At 61.1% G+C, this 16,843-nt stretch carries 16 protein-coding genes; 3 read left to right on the forward strand and 13 right to left on the reverse strand.

From position 1 onward, the window contains the following. Positions 1-80: 80 nt before the first annotated feature. Both selD and mnmH read left to right on the forward strand, forming a co-directional pair. Positions 81-1,115 carry a selenide, water dikinase SelD gene (gene selD, locus AA098_RS23340; RefSeq protein WP_003248580.1) on the forward strand — a complete coding sequence of 345 codons (1,035 nt, stop codon included), beginning with the start codon at positions 81-83 and terminating at the stop codon, positions 1,113-1,115. Further along, positions 1,115-2,227, forward strand: a complete 1,113-nt coding sequence (gene mnmH, locus AA098_RS23345) for a tRNA 2-selenouridine(34) synthase MnmH (RefSeq protein WP_019750484.1) — start codon at positions 1,115-1,117, stop codon at positions 2,225-2,227. Before selD ends, mnmH begins: the two co-directional genes overlap by 1 nt. A 135-nt stretch (positions 2,228-2,362) precedes the next feature. Here mnmH and AA098_RS23350 read toward each other — a convergent pair whose 3' ends face one another. From AA098_RS23350 to hmpA, 13 genes are all read right to left on the reverse strand, one after another. Then, entirely contained in the window at positions 2,363-2,749 is a 387-nt protein-coding gene (locus AA098_RS23350; protein WP_003248584.1) for a lysozyme inhibitor LprI family protein, read from the reverse strand. A 20-nt stretch (positions 2,750-2,769) separates the two neighbouring features. Then, positions 2,770-3,309, reverse strand: a complete 540-nt coding sequence (locus tag AA098_RS23355) for a hypothetical protein (protein ID WP_004576355.1) — start codon at positions 3,307-3,309, stop codon at positions 2,770-2,772. An 86-nt stretch (positions 3,310-3,395) separates the two neighbouring features. Then, on the reverse strand, positions 3,396-3,959 hold the full coding sequence (locus AA098_RS23360) for a GNAT family N-acetyltransferase (RefSeq protein ID WP_003248588.1): 564 nt from the start codon (positions 3,957-3,959) through the stop codon (positions 3,396-3,398). A gap of 266 nt (positions 3,960-4,225) precedes the next feature. After that, complete coding sequence (locus AA098_RS23365; protein WP_003248590.1) at positions 4,226-4,609, reverse strand: YkgJ family cysteine cluster protein; 384 nt, start codon at positions 4,607-4,609, stop codon at positions 4,226-4,228. 160 nt (positions 4,610-4,769) lie between these two features. Next, on the reverse strand, positions 4,770-5,897 hold the full coding sequence (locus tag AA098_RS23370; RefSeq protein WP_004576356.1) for a hypothetical protein: 1,128 nt from the start codon (positions 5,895-5,897) through the stop codon (positions 4,770-4,772). Positions 5,898-6,011: 114 nt separating this feature from the next. Continuing rightward, a complete protein-coding gene (alaC, locus tag AA098_RS23375; RefSeq protein WP_004576357.1) occupies positions 6,012-7,220 on the reverse strand; it encodes an alanine transaminase in 1,209 nt (402 codons plus the stop codon). Positions 7,221-7,529: 309 nt separating this feature from the next. Then, complete coding sequence (gene cyoE, locus AA098_RS23380) at positions 7,530-8,417, reverse strand: heme o synthase (RefSeq protein ID WP_003248596.1); 888 nt, start codon at positions 8,415-8,417, stop codon at positions 7,530-7,532. Between the two features lie 11 nt (positions 8,418-8,428). Continuing rightward, positions 8,429-8,761, reverse strand: a complete 333-nt coding sequence (gene cyoD, locus AA098_RS23385; protein ID WP_003248599.1) for a cytochrome o ubiquinol oxidase subunit IV — start codon at positions 8,759-8,761, stop codon at positions 8,429-8,431. Then, positions 8,761-9,387, reverse strand: a complete 627-nt coding sequence (gene cyoC, locus AA098_RS23390) for a cytochrome o ubiquinol oxidase subunit III (RefSeq protein WP_012051225.1) — start codon at positions 9,385-9,387, stop codon at positions 8,761-8,763. Before cyoC ends, cyoD begins: the two co-directional genes overlap by 1 nt. Before the next feature lie 3 nt (positions 9,388-9,390). Then, positions 9,391-11,409, reverse strand: a complete 2,019-nt coding sequence (gene cyoB, locus AA098_RS23395; RefSeq protein ID WP_003248603.1) for a cytochrome o ubiquinol oxidase subunit I — start codon at positions 11,407-11,409, stop codon at positions 9,391-9,393. A 3-nt stretch (positions 11,410-11,412) separates the two neighbouring features. After that, positions 11,413-12,354 (reverse strand): ubiquinol oxidase subunit II, encoded by a 942-nt coding sequence (cyoA, locus tag AA098_RS23400; protein ID WP_003248605.1) that lies wholly within the window; start codon positions 12,352-12,354, stop codon positions 11,413-11,415. Positions 12,355-12,913: 559 nt separating this feature from the next. Next, complete coding sequence (locus tag AA098_RS23405; RefSeq protein ID WP_003248609.1) at positions 12,914-13,420, reverse strand: disulfide bond formation protein B; 507 nt, start codon at positions 13,418-13,420, stop codon at positions 12,914-12,916. A gap of 450 nt (positions 13,421-13,870) precedes the next feature. After that, positions 13,871-15,049: an NO-inducible flavohemoprotein gene (hmpA, locus tag AA098_RS23410; RefSeq protein WP_019750481.1), complete on the reverse strand. Its 1,179-nt coding sequence runs from the start codon at positions 15,047-15,049 to the stop codon at positions 13,871-13,873. Between the two features lie 154 nt (positions 15,050-15,203). Here hmpA and norR point away from each other — a divergent pair, with 154 nt between their 5' ends. Next, complete coding sequence (gene norR / locus AA098_RS23415; RefSeq protein ID WP_003248614.1) at positions 15,204-16,760, forward strand: nitric oxide reductase transcriptional regulator NorR; 1,557 nt, start codon at positions 15,204-15,206, stop codon at positions 16,758-16,760. The last annotated feature ends 83 nt before the right edge of the window (positions 16,761-16,843 follow it).

Below are 16,843 nucleotides of genomic sequence, written 5' to 3' on the forward strand. Positions count from 1 at the left end.
ACACCGGGAATTATAAGAGGCAAGGGCCTAAAGGCCAGCTTTGCTACAATCGCGCAACAATTTGACCTGCAGAGGTGCATATGAGCGAGCCGATTCGCCTGACCCAGTACAGCCATGGCGCCGGCTGTGGCTGCAAGATCTCCCCCAAGGTGCTGGACGTGATCCTCGCCGAAAGCGGCACCCAGGCCCTGGACCCGAAACTGTGGGTCGGCAATGCCTCGCGCGACGATGCAGCAGTGTACGCGCTGGACGACGAGCGCGGCGTGGTTTCGACCACCGACTTTTTCATGCCGATCGTCGATGACCCTTACGACTTCGGCCGCATTGCCGCCACCAACGCCATCAGCGACATCTATGCCATGGGCGGCGACCCGCTGATGGCCATTGCCATCCTCGGCTGGCCGGTCAACGTGCTGCCGCCGGAAGTCGCCCGCGAAGTCATCCGCGGCGGCCGCGCAGTGTGTGCCGAAGCGGGTATCCCGCTGGCCGGCGGCCACTCGATCGACGCGCCTGAGCCGATCTTTGGCCTGGCCGTCACCGGCGTGGTCAATAAACGCCACCTCAAACGCAACGACACTGCCAGCGCGGGCTGCCAGCTGTACCTGACCAAGCCCCTGGGCATCGGCATCCTCACCACCGCCGAAAAGAAGGCCAAGCTGCGCGTGCAAGACCAAGGCCTGGCCCGTGACTGGATGTGCACCCTCAACACGCCCGGCAGCCGCTTCGGCAAGCTGGACGGGGTCAAGGCCATGACCGACGTCACCGGCTTCGGCCTGCTCGGCCACCTGGTCGAGCTGGCCGAAGGCAGCGGCCTCACCGCGCACCTGAACTACGCCGCCGTGCCACGCCTGCCTAGCGTCGACCACTACCTGGCCGAAGGCTGCATCCCCGGTGGAACCCTGCGCAACTACGACAGCTACGGGCACAAGATCGGCGCCCTCAGCGACGACCAGAAGCACCTGCTGTGCGATCCGCAGACCAGCGGTGGCTTGCTGGTTGCTGTTGCCCCAGAGGGTGAAACCGAGTTCCTCGCCGTGGCTGCCGAACTGGGCCTGAAACTGTCTCCGATCGGCAAGCTGGTCGAGCGACAGAGCCATGCGGTCGAGGTGATCTGATGCGCCCCGACTGCACCGACTTCCGTCAGCTGTTCCTCGACGACGTGCCGATGATGGACATGCGCGCCCCCGTCGAATTCGCCAAAGGCGCCTTCCCTGGCGTAGTAAACCTGCCGCTGATGAACGACCAGGAGCGGCAGAAGGTCGGCACCTGCTACAAGCAGCAGGGCCAGGCCGCCGCCATCGCCCTGGGCCACCAGCTGGTCAGTGGCACCACCAAGCAAGCCCGCCTGGAGGCCTGGGCAGCGTTTGCCAAGGCGCACCCTGACGGTTACCTGTACTGCTTCCGTGGCGGCCTGCGTTCGCAGATCGTGCAGGGCTGGCTGCGCGATGAGGCGGGTATTCAGTACCCGCGTGTCAAAGGCGGCTACAAGGCCATGCGTACCTTCCTGCTGGAGACTACCCAGCAAGCGGTGGAGCAATGTGATTTCGTACTGGTCGGTGGACTGACCGGTACCGGCAAGACCGATGTGCTGCACCAGTTGGACAACGTGCTGGACCTTGAAGGCCACGCCAACCATCGCGGCTCCAGTTTCGGCAAGCGCGCCACGGCGCAACCGGCGCAGATCGACTTTGAAAACCAGCTGGCAATCGACGTGCTGAAAAAGCGCGCCCGCGGTATCGGGCAGTTTGTGCTGGAAGATGAAGGCCGCATTGTTGGCAGCTGCACGGTGCCGCTGGAGTTGTACCAAGGCATGCAGCATTACCCGCTGGTGTGGCTTGAAGACAGCTTCACCAACCGCGTGGAGCGCATCCTGCGCGACTACGTGGTCAACCTGAGCGCCGAGTTCAAGGCCGTGCATGGCGAAGAAGACGGTCCCCGGCTGTTTGCCGAGCGCATGCTGCAGAGCATGGCCAACATCTACAAGCGTTTGGGTGGAGAGCGCCATCAGCGCTTGTCCGAGATGCTGCGCGAAGCCCTGCAAGAGCAGCAGCGCAGCGGCGCAGTAGACCTGCACCGGGGCTGGATCGAAGGCTTGCTGAACGAGTACTACGACCCGATGTATGCCTACCAGCGCGCAGCCAAGGCCGAGCGCATCGAGTTTGCCGGGGATGCCGTGGAGGTGCGCGAGTACCTCAAGGCCCGGGCGCTGCGCCAACCGCGTAAATAGAACCAGCACCCTGCAGTGCCCTGTAGGAGCGGGTTCACCCGTGAAGAAGGCAACGCGGAGCATGACACCGGCAAAGCCGGTGTTCGCGGCTGAACCCGCACCTGCAAATGTGGGCCAATCATGCCTGAACAGGCGCTACTGCCCAGGGCTAAGCACCCGCTCCAGCTCCGCAGCGCGGTCGCGGGTCATGTCCATCATGCAGCTGCCACCTTCCAGCTGCGCCAGGGTTCCACCACTGGCCTGTACATGGAACTGGCAATTGCCATCACGGTAGGCCAGCCACTTGCGCTGCACATCCCGCAGGCTCTTCTGTTGCCCGGCATCCAGCTTGCCCATCAGCTGCTTGTACACCCGGTTCAAGCGCTGGTCCTGCACTTGCGTTTCGGCCCCGATGCACGCGCTCATGGCCACGGTGCTGGAGGCCTTGTCCATGCACTGCCCGTAGGCCGCCGTGTAATCGTCCGCCATCGCTACCGGTAGCACGCAGGCCAGTGCCAGGCCTGCCAGGTAATGCTTGATCATGCTAACCCTCCTTGTGGGTATCAAAGCGTCTGCGGCTGCTCCGGAGGCATCAGCACCTTGCCTGGCTCGAAGCGCAGCGAGGGCATTTGCGTCGCTGCATACAACGTTACCCCCAGGGCGGCAATCAAGGCGACATCAAGCCAGTTCCAGCCTGGCATGTCGTCAGCCCTTCGCGCCTTCCAGCAAAACCAGGCTTGCCCCAGGCAAAACACCACCATCGCTACCAGCCACAGGTAGAAGCCAGCACCAAAACCGGTAAGGTCATGAAACTCATAGCTGCGGTTATCCGGCAAGCGGTCGATGCCAAAACTGCTGGCAGCCAGATACGCCGCACCAAGCCCGGCCAGCAAGGCCAGCCGGCGAAACCGCCGATGAGCCAGGATGGCCAGTGCCAGCAGCGGATTGGCAAACCATTGGTACAAGCCGAACGGCATGCCCCATGGCCCGTACAGCAGCATCTGCAGGGCCGGCATATGACGCTCGCCGCTCATCAGCGCGCCATCGAAGAACAGGGCGAGCAAATACAGCAGCAGGCTGATACTCAGGTAGAAAGCGGGCAAAGGGGATTCCTGAGAGAAACGGGACAGCCTACGACCTTAACCCAGGCCCTGCCCCGCTTCCAAATTCACGCTCGGGTGTTATGAGATCAGGCTACTGGCGGCTCAAGCAGCAGGCCGTAAATACCCGAGTCGGACAGCTCACCCGCCACGCACCAGCGCGCCCGCAAGGTGCCTTCCAGCACAAAACCTTGCCGCTCCAGGGTGCGTGCCGAGCCCTGGTTGCGCGGGTCGATTTCACCTTCCAGGCGTCGCATGTGCAGGGTGTGGGCGAGGTAGTCGATGAAGCAGGTCAGCGCTTCGTCCATGTAGCCCCTGCCCTGCACGGCGCTGGCCAGGCAGTAGCCGATTTCGCCACGGCGGGAAATGTCGTCGATGTTGAACAGCTGGACCATGCCGATCAGTTCGCCGTTGTCGCGGCGGTACATGCCGAGCTTGAGTTGGTCGCCATTGGCATAGGCTTCGCGGTCGGCGGCCAGGGCGCTTTCGGCCTCGGCCAGGTCTTGCCAGGGTGCATGGTGCCAATAGCGCATGACCTCGGGGTCGGCCATGATCGCCAGCCACTGCGCGGCATCGGCATGGCGCATGGGGCGCAGTTGCAGCCGTGGGCTGTCGAGGCAGAGGTCACTGGGGAAACTGCGGGGAGGGGTCACGCCGGATCTCCTGTCCATTGCTGGGGAGATGACAGTTTAACGTCAAGTGCAGGGTTCAGGCATCTCGGGGCAGCTTAGCAGCCCGTCGCCGGCAGGTTCACCACAGGCCAGGAGCCTTGCACGCTACCTGTGGGAGCGGCCTTGCGTCGCGAAGGGGCTGCAAAGCAGCCCTGGCAATTCTCGCGGTGCCGCTGATGCCTGGGGCCGCTGTGCGGCCCTTTCGCGACGCAAGGCTCCACATCGACCGCGTCAGGCTGATTGATACTTCAGGCCACCTCAGCCCCATCATCCGGCCAATGCGGCTCGTTGGCCTCTGGCGGAGTCAAGGGTGGCAGGCCATACGCTGCCCGCGCATCATCACAGCTCGGGTTATGCACCCCACCCTCCCACGACGCATCAAACTCGCGGCACGGGCTGGAACGGTTGGCGTAAATCGTACAAGCCACCTCTTTACCGATCTCGCCCTGAAGGCTGACACAGCGGCAGGGCTTGGCATCGGTGCCAATCATGGCAACGCGCGTGGGGTTGATCTGTACCACCAGGTCGTCCGGCACTACGCCCCCGGCAGACTGGCATTCGCCCCAGAAGAAGGACACACGGAAGTACCCGCAGCAGGCGCCGCAGTCAAGGCAAGGGTTATATTCAGACATGATGTCACGGAGGGAAGGTGGTTGTTATCGGGGCTGGCCCGCGGCGCCATTTTTAATCCAACCAGGGGCCGCTGGATAGAGGGGGAATGCAAAAAAAGTTGCCGCTGATCCGGCCACTGAACAAGGGCGACCAGTGCATTCACCGGCCGCCCCCTTTCAGCTAGCAGATGGGCTGGTAGGCTTCAGCGTCCCAGCATTGTAAACCCAGGCCTGCGCTCGGCTTGTAGCTGCCTCCCTGTACCTTGCTGAACTGCGTATGCACCTCACCACAATGCACCAGACGATCATTTTTATCGCCCTCGGTGAGTACCGTGTAGGACTCACTGCGCATGGCCTGATACTGCCTGTCGGCAGCCGCCATGACCTGGTGATACTTCATCAACTGGCTGCTGCTCAAGGCCAGACGTTTGTCCAGGTGCACGCCCCAGCGGGTCAGGCAAACCTCGGCAAAGTGGCGAACGATCAGCCCAGGTTCGGCCAGCACCTTGCCATCGCCTGCGCCATCAGCCGAGGCGTTGCCCACCAGCGTGGCATGGCGACCCGGCATCGGATAAACGCATATCCGTGTCCCTTTGGCGACCGAAGGGATCACGCAGGCAAAACCTTTGGAGCGCTCATCCCTTGAGTAGAAGCCTACGTACTCTTTGACGTTATCCGCCAACGTTACGCGTTCGACTTGCACGTTACCAACACCAGGCACCGGGTCGATGGCAAATATGTTCACCGGTATGCCCCGCAATACAGGGTCTTGCGCCATGGCATTGGCCAGCATGTGGCAGCTGATCCCTCCCCTGCTCCAGCCCACCAGGTTGACCTGGGTTGGCAGGCGCGGTTTGCGGAACATGCTGATGATGCGCTCCTGCAGTTCCTGCGGGGTCGGGTGGCGATCGCCATAGTCGTAGGTTCGCCAGAACCATGAGGCGGAGGAAGACACGTCCGGAATGGGCACGCCGGCAGCTTTCAGCCGCTCGTATTCTTGCTCACTGAGTTTGGTGCGCCGCCAGCTGCTTTCGCCTTTGATGACCTGCAGCACATGGTTGACGTTCTCCTCCCAGCCGCGGCCAAACAGCTGGCCGGTCCAGTTGAAATAGCCGCCGGGTTCGACGAACAGGTTGTCATCCTGAAGGTTGCCGCTGCCTGGGCCGTCGACGGCGATCCAGTGGGCGAATTCCCGGCTCTGGTCATTACTGGCCAGGGTCGAGACCAGCTCGCCATTCCAGAAGTTGGGATTGGCGTCGTCGAAACGGTGCGAGCCAGTGCCGCAGAAGTAGGCGGTGAAGACACTCATGGGGGGATCTCTTTGGTGAGAAATGAGTGCTGACGGTAGGCGTACGGGTAATCAGAAGGCAGGCGGAAAACTCACCCAAGAGGCAGTTGGGGCTGCTTCGCAGCCCCAATGGGCTTACTTGCGAGCCAAACCATCAGCCCGGAACATTTGCCGGATCCCGCGGATGGCCTGGCGAATACGGTCCTGGTTCTCGATCAACGCAAAGCGCACATGGTCGTCCCCATAGTCACCAAAGCCGATCCCCGGCGACACGCAGACCTTGGCCTCGGCCAGCAGCTTCTTGGAGAACTCCAGCGAGCCCAGGTGTGCATACTCCGGCGGGATCTTCGCCCACACGTACATCGACGCCTTGGGGTTCTCGACCATCCAGCCCAGTTCGTGCAGCCCTTTGACCAGCAGGTTGCGACGCTGGCGATACTGCTCGGCAATGTCGCGCACGCACTGTTGGTCGCCTTCCAGCGCGGCAATGGCTGCAACCTGTAGCGGGGTGAAGGTGCCATAGTCGTGGTAGCTCTTGATCCGCGCAAGGGCGCTGACCAGTTCGGGGTTGCCGACCATGAAGCCGATGCGCCAGCCGGCCATGTTGTAGCTCTTGGACAGGGTGAAGAACTCCACCGCAATGTCCTTGGCACCCGGCACTTGCATGATCGACGGGGCTTTCCAGCCGTCGTAGACGATATCGGCATAGGCCAGGTCATGCACCACCAGTACGTTGTACTGCTTGGCCAGGGCCACCACGCGCTCGAAGAAGTCCAGCTCCACGCACTGGGCGGTCGGGTTGGACGGGAAGCCCAGGATCATCATCTTCGGCTTGGGGATGGACTCGCGAATGGCCCGCTCAAGCTCGTTGAAGAAGTCCACACCCGGCACCAGCGGCACCGAACGCACCTGGGCACCGGCAATCACTGCGCCGTAGATGTGGATCGGGTAGCTGGGGTTGGGCACCAGCACCGTGTCGCCCTGGTCGAGGGTGGCCAGCATCAGGTGGGCCAGGCCCTCTTTCGAGCCGATGGTGACGATGGCTTCGCTTTCCGGGTCGATGTCGACCTCGTAGCGGTCCTTGTACCAGTTGGAGATGGCCCGGCGCAGGCGCGGGATGCCGCGCGAGGTGGAGTAGCCGTGGGTGTCTTCACGTTGGGCGACCTGTACCAGCTTCTCGACGATGTGCGGCGGGGTGGCGCCATCGGGGTTGCCCATGCTCAGGTCGATGATGTCCTCGCCACGGCGGCGGGCGGCCATCTTGAGCTCGGCAGTGATGTTGAAGACGTAAGGGGGGAGACGATCGATGCGCGCAAAGCGGCGCGGCGAACCTGGGTTGGCCATGGCTTCCTCTGAGGACGTAAGCGCCCGGAACCGTCCGAGCGACGCTGGCCGATGTGGCGGCCTGAATCAGAAGATAGTGCCGAAACAGGATCCTTGTAAAGGATAATTTCCTGTTTTGTTAGAACTTTTCAGATCTATTGTTTGAAAATCAGAGATTTATATTTTCCTGTGCTGGCCCCTTCGCGGGTAAACCCGCTCCTACAGGAACCTTGTAGGAGCGGGTTTACCCGCGAAGAGGCCGGCACAGGAAAAATACCCAAAAAAAACCCCGGCACAGTGGCCGGGGTTTTCGTGAAACAGGCAGCAGTTTCAGCGTGCGTAGGTCATCAGCACATCCGCAGCGGTCTGGCTGTCCACACCCATCATCACGCTCAGGGCAGTGACGGTAAGGATGGAGAAGCCGAACACCTTGCGGGCCCACTTGCTGTCGTCCTCGGCCTTGTAACCACCCCAGGCCATGTACAGCCAGTACAGGCCCATGGCAGCTGCCACGGCCAGGTAGCCGAGGCCGGCGTAACCGCCGAGGGTGAGCATCAAGGTGGCGAGCACAAAGGCCAGCACGTACAGCACAATCTGCTTCTTCGCCGCGAGGATGCCACGTGCCACCGGCAGGACCGGAATGTTGGCAGCGCTGTAATCCTTGAAGCGGAAGATCGCGATGGCAAAGCTGTGCGGCATTTGCCAAAGGCTGAACATCACCAGCAGGGTTACCGCAGCCAGGTCGAAGCTGTTGCTCACGGCGCAGTAGCCGATCACCGGAGGCATGGCACCGGACAGGCTGCCGACCAAGGTGCCGTGCACCGATTTACGCTTCAGCCACAGGCTGTAGAAACCGACATAGACGACAAAGCCAATCAGTGCGCAGAACGCAGACAGCGGGTTGGCCTGGACATACAGCAGGCTGAAACCCGCCACCCCGAGCAGGGTGGCGTAGATCAGCGCGAGGGGCAGCGACATGCCGCCCTGGACCATGACGCGGTTCTTGGTGCGCTCCATCTTGTGGTCGATGTCACGGTCGATGCAGTTGTTGAACACGCATCCGGACGCAACCACCAGCGAAGTACCGATCACCACCGCCAGGAACAGGGCGAAATCCACATGGCCCTTCGAGGCAAGGAAGAAACCGCCTGCCACGGAAAGCACGTTACCGAAAATGATCCCCGGTTTGGTGATTTGGATAAAGTGCTTAACGGACATGCAGTCTTACCTCACTTGGCCAACATTTCGAAGTGGATGCTGAACATGATCCACAGCGACAGGCCGACAAGCAGAGCGATCACCAGGGTGGTGAACAGGAACGTCGAAACGTTGTTGCGTTGCTCTTTCGAGCGGTCCATGTGCAGGAAGTAAACCAGGTGAACAACTACCTGGATCACGGCCATGGCAACAATGATCAGAACGGTCAGGTTCTTCGGCAGGCTGGCGGTCATGGCCAGGCCGAACGGGATCGCAGTCAGGATGATCGACAGTACAAAACCGATCATGTACGACTTGACGCTGCCGTGATTACCTTCGTGATGAGTGTCGTGTGCGTTAGCCATTACAGAACCCCCAGCAGGTAAACGACGGTGAATACGCAGATCCAGACCACGTCCAGGAAGTGCCAGAACAGGCTCAGGCAGCTCATGCGGGTCTTGGCGGTCGGCGTGATGCCGTGCTTGTTGATCTGGTACATCATGATTGCCATCCAGATCAGACCAGCAGTCACGTGCAGACCGTGGGTACCTACCAGGGCGAAGAAGCCCGACAGGAAGCCACTGCGCTGCGGGCCGAAGCCCTCGCTGATCAGGTGATGGAACTCATAGATTTCCATCGCGATGAAGCCTGCACCGAACAGGAAGGTCACAGCCAACCAGCCCAGTACGCCCGCTTTCTTGCCATCGAACATCTTCAGCATGGCGAAGCCGAAGGTGATCGAGGACAGCAGCAGGAACAGCGTTTCAACAGCTACGAAATCGAGCTGGAAGATGTCATGACCCGACGGGCCGCCGGCAAAACTGCCGGACAGCACCGCGTAGGTGGCGAAGAGCGACGCAAACAGGATGCAGTCGGTCATCAGGTACAGCCAGAAGCCCAGTACGGTCATCTGGCCCGAGTCGTGGTGGTGGTCGTCATGCCCATGGTCGTGACCATGAGCAGCGCCGCCGTGCATTACTTGACTGGACATTGATTACACCCGCTCAAACGATTCGACACGTGCGCCGGCAGGCAGAGCACCTGCTTTGGCCAGCGCTTTCATACGCTCGCCTTCGATGCGCGCCACTTCTTCGGCCGGAACCATGTAGCCCTGGTCGTCACGTGCAGCGTGGCGAACGAAGACAGCGATGGTTGCAACCAGGCTCGCGCCCACCAGCCACCAGATGTGCCAGATGAAGGCGAAGCCGAAGACGGTCAGGAACAGGCCCATGAACAGACCGGTAGCAGTGTTGCTCGGCATGTGGATGGCTTCGTACTTGGCCGGGGCCTTGTACGCAACGCCCGCTTCCTTGGCTTCGTGCCAGCAGTCCAGGCCAACTTTCTCAGGCATGTGAGCGAAGTTGTAGAACGGAGGTGGCGAAGAAGTCGACCATTCCAGGGTACGGCCGCCCCATGGGTCGCCGGTCACGTCCAGGTTCTGGTTGCGGTCGCGGACCGAAACGAAGATCTGGATCAGCTGGCAAGCGATACCGAACAGGATCAGCACGGCGCCGACAACGGCTACGTACAGGTAGGGTTCCCACAGTGGGTTGTCGGAGTGGTTCAGACGACGGGTCATGCCCATGAAGCCCAGGGCGTACAGCGGCATGAACGCAACGTAGAAGCCCGACAGCCAGAACCAGAAGGCAGCTTTGCCCCACTTCTCGTTCAGGGTGAAGCCGAAGGCTTTCGGGAACCAGAAGGCGAAACCGGCGATGTAGCCGAATACCGCGCCACCGATGATCACGTTGTGGAAGTGCGCAATTACGAACAGGCTGTTGTGCAGGACGAAGTCAGCACCCGGAACGGCCAGCAGTACGCCGGTCATGCCACCGATGGAGAAGGTGACCATGAAGCCCAGGGTCCAGAGCATCGGTGCGGTGAAGCGCACACGGCCTTGGTACATGGTGAACAGCCAGTTGAACAGCTTCACACCGGTCGGAATGGAGATCAGCATCGTCGCCAGGCCGAAGAAGGTGTTGACGCTGGCGCCGGCACCCATGGTGAAGAAGTGGTGCAGCCATACAGCGAAGCCGAGGATGGCGATCGCGCCCGATGCGTAAATCATCGAGTGGTGGCCGAACAGGCGTTTGCCAGAGAACGTCGAAGTGACTTCCGAGAACACGCCGAAGGCCGGCAGGATCAGGATGTAAACCTCAGGGTGACCCCACGCCCAGAACAGGTTGACGTACATCATCGGGTTCCCACCAAGCTCGTTGGTGAAGATGTGGAAGTCCAGATAACGGTCAACAGTCAGCAGAGCGAGTGCAGCAGTCAGGATCGGGAACGAAGCGACGATCAGTACGTTGGCCCAGGTGCAGGTCCAGGTGAAGATCGGCATGTCCATCAGTTTCATGCCAGGTGCGCGCATCTTCATCACGGTGACGAGGAAGTTCACGCCGGTAAGCGTCGTACCCAATCCGGATAGCTGTAGCGCCCAGATGTAGTAGTCGACACCCACCCCAGGGCTGTACTGAATGCCCGCGAGCGGCGGATAGGCAACCCAGCCGGTCTTGGCGAATTCACCAACGCCCAGCGAGATGTTGACCAGCAGCACGCCTGCCAGCAGCAGGTAGAAGCTCAGGGAGTTCAGGAACGGGAAGGCAACGTCACGTGCACCGATCTGCAGAGGAACCGCCAGGTTCATCAGGCCGGTGAAGAACGGCATCGCCATGAAGATGATCATGATCACACCGTGAGCGGTGAAGATCTGGTCATAGTGTTCAGGCGGCAGATAGCCTTCGGAGCCGCCGGTTGCGGCAGCCAGCTGGGTACGCATCATGATGGCGTCGGCAAAGCCACGCAGCAGCATGACCATCGCGACGATGATGTACATCACGCCGATCTTTTTGTGGTCGACAGTAGTCAGCCACTCGCTCCACAAGTAGGTCCACTTGCGGAAATAGGTGATAAGACCGACGACAGCGATACCGCCGAGCGCGATCATGGCAAGCGTCACCATGACTATCGGCTCGTGATAGGGTATCGCCTCCAGGCTTAATTTACCGAACATCTCTTACTCCTCTGCACCGGCAGCTGGTTGCATACTCGATTCCACACCCTTGGTTGTGGCCAGATCTTTGCTGCCTGCTTCTTCGTGGCTACGACCGCGGTTCATGCCTTCGTACTTGTCGACGATCAGCTGGAACTGCTCAGGCGAAGCCTCGCTATACAGCGCGACCGGGTTGTTTTCGCTTGGTTTGGCCAAGGCGTCGTATTCGGCCTTGTCCAGCTTCTTCGGCGACTGCTTGACCTCAGCGACCCACTTGTCGAAGTCTTCCTGAGAGGTGGCAGTAGCCTTGAATTTCATGCCGGTGAAGCCAGCACCGCTGTAGTTGGCGCTGATACCGTCGAACTCGCCATTTTCGTTGGCGATCAGGTGCAGCTTGGTGGTCATGCCGGCCATGGCGTAGATCTGGCCGCCCAGGCCCGGGATGAAGAACGAGTTCATCACGGCGTCGGAAGTGACGCGGAAGTTGACCGGAGTGTTAGCCGGGAAGACGATCTTGTTGACCGTGGCAATGCCCTGCTCCGGGTAGATGAACAGCCACTTCCAGTCCAGCGCGACCACGTCGATCTGAATCGGCTTAACGTCCGAATCCAGCGGACGATAAGGGTCCAGCTTGTGGGTGGAGTGGTAGGTGACGTAACCCAGGGCGATGATGATCAGGATCGGGATGATCCACACCGCGGCCTCGATCTTGGTCGAGTGCGACCAGTCAGGGGTGTAGGTGGCTGCCTTGTTGGAAGCACGGTACTTCCAGGCGAACGCCAGGGTCATGATGATCACAGGGATTACCACCAGCAGCATCAGGCCGGTAGCGATCAGGATCAGGTTCTTTTGCTCAATGCCGACCTGGCCCTTCGGGTCGAGCAGGGTCCAGTTGCACCCACTGAGTAAAAGCATGCCTAAAAAGGGCAATATGCCAAACAGTCTGGGGTAACGCTTTTTACTCATCTCACGACCTCTAGATCAGCTTGCTTCAATGCAATTTGTGTTTTGGTAGCCAACACTTCGTCCTGCCAAGTGAGGCATTTCGCGCCCGTACTCGCTCCTGCCTGGGGTCCGACTGCAGGACCTTGGCTTCAAGCGGGTTAGCGGTGCTTATGGTTTCGTAGGCAACAGGCCTGTACTTCAGACCAAGTCCATTTGGTGCGGGAAAACGCGGAGGGGTGTCCGCCCGGTATCGCCGTTGGGCGAAACTTGACGAAGTCAGCAAAAAGGAGCGCTGGGGCTTCCTTCAATCCTGCGACTCGCAAGCAGTGCCGAACGGAAATTGGGGGCGATTGTAGATAGGTCGCCAACCCTTGACTATGACTTATTGAGCAACAGTCTTTTACAGAATCCGTAACAATGCTGCTCAATAATTCAACTTCGCGACAGTTTGTCGCACCCCGCTTGCTAGGCCTCAAAGCCGCATTCTGCAAGGCCTGCGGGTTGATCTGGATCAAGCGGTGCGCAACTTTTCCCTCTTCTCATGCGGTGCAAAAGACCCCATGCAATTCGGGACTTTTGTCTAAGCCTGGCGTCGATTGCGGTAGATACCGAGCGGGACGAGGACGGCGGTCAGCACGAACGCCACAAGTGCCCATTGCGCCAGCGACAGGCCGAGGATCGGCGGATACGGCGTGCTGCAGAAGCCGTCGACCTGAAACGCCAGTGGCCACAGCTTTGCCAGTGGCAGGTCATCCACGATCGGCTGCAGGGTATCGATACCGCAACTGACCATGGGGTTGGCGAGTATATACACATGGTTGCCAGCCGCAACGATTCCGCCAATTGCACTGAGCACCACCAATGCCTCGAAGAAGGTCAGGCTGCGGCGCCCAGGCATCGCCGCAGCGATGAAGGCAAACACGGCAATGAACAGCAACGCATAACGCTGCAGGATGCACAACGGGCAAGGTGCCTCGCCTAGCACCACCTGCATGTAGAGGGCGCCGCCGATCAGTGAAAGGCAGATCAGCCCCAACAGCACCAGAAAGCGCCGTTCCCGATTTAGGCGCGATGTTTGTTCGTTCATTGCCGGTTCCTTCGATGGATAGTGGCAGCGTGGTCCGCCTGCCTGGGCGCAAGTCTACACGCTGGGCATGGCCTGTGAGCATGCCGAGGGAGCGTCGCGGAAGCACTGCGCAAGGCTATCCAGTGTGGCTGAGACCGGCCGCAACGACGTCGGTTCAACGCCGGCCGGCAAAAAAACGGCTGCCCAGGTGCCGCGCAGGGGCAAGCCCCTCGACACCCGGGAGTGAAGGATACCGTGATTAAAGGATGATTAAGGATGAAAGCGCAGCGCCCGGTTTCATCTTTCCTTTATATATAGGCAGAACGGTGTGCTGCAGCGGGGGGACGAGTACTTTATAAGCCTGTACCGGCCCCTTCGCGGGTAAACCCGCTCCTACTGCACCACATTCAAGACCGGTGCAATACCTGTGGGAGCGGGCTTGCCCGCGAAGAGGCCGGCGCAGGTGCTACATCACTCCAGCGCTGCCGCCGGCCCGAAGAACTCGTAGCGGCTCTGCTGCTCCGGCACACCCAGGCCCTTCAGCTGGCGCTTGACCGCCGCCATGAAGCCCTTGGGGCCGAGGAAGTAGGCGTCCACGTCACGCTCCTGCGGCAGCCACTCGGCAAGCAGGTCTTCACTGAGCAAACCCACGGCGTCGGCCGCTGCGCCACCTTCCGGCTCGGCATAGCAGTAAAAGCGCTTGAGCTGTGGATGGCGCGCCGCCAGGCCATCGATCCAGTCCCGGAAGGCATGCACCGCGCCATTACGCGCACAGTGGATGAAATGCACCTCGCGCCGGGTTTGCAGCGCTGCCTGCAGCATCGCCAGGGTCGGGGTAATGCCCACCCCTCCGCTGATCAGCACCAGCGGCTTGTCGCTGGCTGCCAGGGTGAAGTCACCCGCAGGCGGGAACAGTTGCAGGGTATCGCCCACCACCAGCTCATCGTGCAGGTAGTTGGAGACCTTGCCGCCCGCCTCGCGCTTGACGCTAATGCGGTATTCCTTGCCGTCGCACAGCGCCGACAGGGAATAGTTGCGGCGCTGCTCTGCACCGTCAATGTCAAGTTTCAGACCGATGTACTGGCCAGGTTCTGCCTTGAGCACCGGCATGCCATCCACCGGGGCGAAGTAGAACGAAACGATCTCGCTGCTTTCCTGCTCGCGGCGTACCAGGCGGAATTCACGGGTACCGCGCCAGCCACCCTCGGCCTCTTCCTTCTCTTTATAGAGGTTTTCTTCAGCGCCAATCAGAATGTCGGCCAGCTGGCCATAGGCCGCGCCCCACGCGTCGATCACCGCAGGGGTGGCAATGTCCTTGCCCAGCACTTCCTCGATGGCGCGCAGCAGGCAGCTTCCGACAATCGGGTAGTGCTCCGGCAGAATCTGCAGGGCAACATGCTTGTTGATGATCTGCCCGACCAGGCCGCCCAGTTGCTCCAGCTGGTCGATATGGCGGGCATACATCAACACGCCGTTAGCCAGCGCACGCGGCTGATCGCCACTGGCCTGGTGGGCCTGGTTGAACAGCGGCCGTACCTCGGGGTATTCGCTGAGCATCATCTTGTAGAAGTGGGTGGTCAGCGCTTCGCCGCCGCTTTCCAGCAGAGGTACAGTGGCCTTGATGATTGCACGTTGTTCGGCATTGAGCATTGCAACAACTCCTGAGCCTGTGGCTTCAAATGACTGCCCCTGCCATTACAGCAATCGTGCCAACTTTTATCGCCAGTAAAATCAGGGGTTTGATGCAGGTCATGTCAAAACGACCCACCTCTGCGTATAGTCATATCGACCCATAGGAGTCCATATGACTACACAGCCACTGCTCACCACCCTCCTTCCCCTGGTCAGCGACCTGTCCCGCGATTTGCCCGACCAGGAACGCTACCGCCGCCTGTTGCAAGCCATGCGTGGCCTGCTGCCGTGCGATGCTGCAGCACTGCTGCGACTGGATGGTGAATGGCTGGTGCCGCTGGCAGTGGATGGCCTTAGCCCCGACACCCTCGGCCGGCGCTTTCGGGTCAGCGAGCACCCGCGTTTCCAGATACTGCTCAGCCGCCCGGAACCCACCCGATTCGCCAGCGATTCCGAACTGCCCGACCCCTACGATGGTTTGGTCAATGCCCCCGATGCCGACCTTGAAGTGCACGACTGCATGGGCTGCCCGTTGATGGTCGATGAGCGCCCATGGGGCCTGGTCACCCTCGACGCCCTCACCCCCGGGCAGTTCCAGAGCCTGGAGCTGGATGCCCTGCAGGCCTTTGCCAGCCTGGCTGCCGCCACCGTTACCGTGGCCGAGCGTATCGAGCACCTGGCCCTGCGCGCCGAAGACGAACACCATCGCGCCGAGCTCTACCGTCAGGCCAGCGGCCAGGATAGAGAGCTGATTGGCCAGAGCCCCGCGCACAAACGCCTGGTGGAGGAAATTCGTCTGGTCGGCAGCAGCGACCTGACCGTGCTGATCACCGGCGAAACCGGGGTTGGCAAGGAGCTGGTGGCCCAGGCCCTGCACCAGGCCAGTAACCGCGCCGACAAGCCGCTGGTCAGCCTCAACTGCGCCGCCCTGCCCGACACCTTGGTGGAAAGCGAACTGTTCGGTCATGTGCGCGGCGCCTTCACCGGCGCGCATGGCGAGCGCCGCGGCAAGTTCGAACTGGCCAACGGCGGCACGCTGTTCCTCGACGAAGTGGGCGAACTGCCGCTGACGGTGCAGGCGAAACTGCTACGCGTGCTGCAAAGCGGCCAGCTGCAGCGCCTGGGTTCGGACCGCGAGCACCGGGTGGACGTACGCCTGATCGCCGCTACCAACCGCGACCTCGCTGCCGAGGTGCGTACGGGCAACTTTCGCGCCGACTTCTATCACCGCCTCAGCGTTTACCCGCTGCACGTGCCACCTTTGCGCGAACGTGGGCGAGACGTGCTGCTATTGGCGGGCTACTTCCTCGAACAGAACCGTTCACGGCTGGGCCTGAACAGCCTGCGCCTGAGCCATGAGGCCCAAGCCGCGTTGATCGCCTACGACTGGCCAGGCAACGTGCGCGAACTGGAACACCTGATCGGCCGCTCGGCACTCAAGGCGCTGGGCCAGCACCCTGATCGGCCACGTATCCTCACCCTCGAAGCCATCGACCTGGACCTGCGTGTGTCGGCAACCACGCCAGGCACGCTGCCCTCCCCCGCTGCACCGCTGCAAGTGGTCACCCCGCCGGAAGGCGGCTTGCGTGAAGCCGTCGATATTTACCAGCGACAGGTGATCGAAGCCTGCCTGCAGCGGCATCAGGACAACTGGGCAGCAGCGGCCCGCGAACTCGGTCTGGACCGCGCAAACCTGAGCCGTTTGGCCCGCAGGCTAGGGCTTCGCTGAGGCTTTTCTACCAAAGGATTAACCCAGAAAGCCATCTGGTTGCTTCCGCACCGGCTGCTATATCTCCCTAACCACCCGTTTGT

Origin of the sequence: Pseudomonas sp. JY-Q (assembly GCF_001655295.1) — a bacterium.
Lineage (GTDB): Bacteria > Pseudomonadota > Gammaproteobacteria > Pseudomonadales > Pseudomonadaceae > Aquipseudomonas > Aquipseudomonas alloputida.